This window comes from Pseudomonas oplopanacis, assembly GCF_057128725.1.
The window spans coordinates 1-523 of the sequence record NZ_JBSKHV010000056.1 but is presented as its reverse complement, the minus strand read 5'-3'; the positions used below and the strand labels follow the sequence as shown (position 1 = coordinate 523).

The following is a 523-nucleotide window of genomic DNA, read 5'->3' as shown; positions in this document are numbered from 1 at the left end:
GTCGCGCGCCACCTGCCCCATCGGCGGATGCACCATCACGAACACGGGAATGAGCGTGAGGCTGCCGGCCACCAGCGCCAGCGCAAAGCGCTCGAAGCGGCGGAAGTCGCCGGTGGAGGCAGCCAGCATCACCAGCGCCGCCGCCGCACACACGCCCCAGTGTCTAGGGATGCCGAGGTACTCCAGCGCGAGGCTGATGCCGATGAACTCCGTCACCAGCGTCAGCGCATTCACGAGAAACAGATCGATGACGGAGAAGCTGCCCCAAAACTTGCCGAAGCGCGCAAAGATGAGCCGCGCATGGCCCACACGGGTGACGGCGCCCAGGCGCAGCACCATCTCCTGGTTCACGTACAGCACGGGGATGAGCAACAACAGCGTCCACAGCAGCGTGGTGCCGTAGTTCTGCCCGGCCTGCGTGTAGGTGCCGAAGGCACCGGCATCGTTGTCGCCGACCATGACGATCAGGCCGGGGCCGAGGATGGCGAGCAGCGTCCGCAAACGCGCACGCCAGCTATCCCGT

At 66.3% G+C, this 523-nt stretch carries 1 protein-coding gene; it reads right to left on the bottom strand.

Translation table 11 applies throughout. From position 1 onward, the window contains the following. Nucleotides 1–501: NRAMP family divalent metal transporter (locus ACWKV5_RS29695; protein WP_483844160.1), on the bottom strand; the 501-nt coding region annotated here is incomplete at its 3' end. Between the last annotated feature and the right edge of the window lie 22 nt (nt 502–523).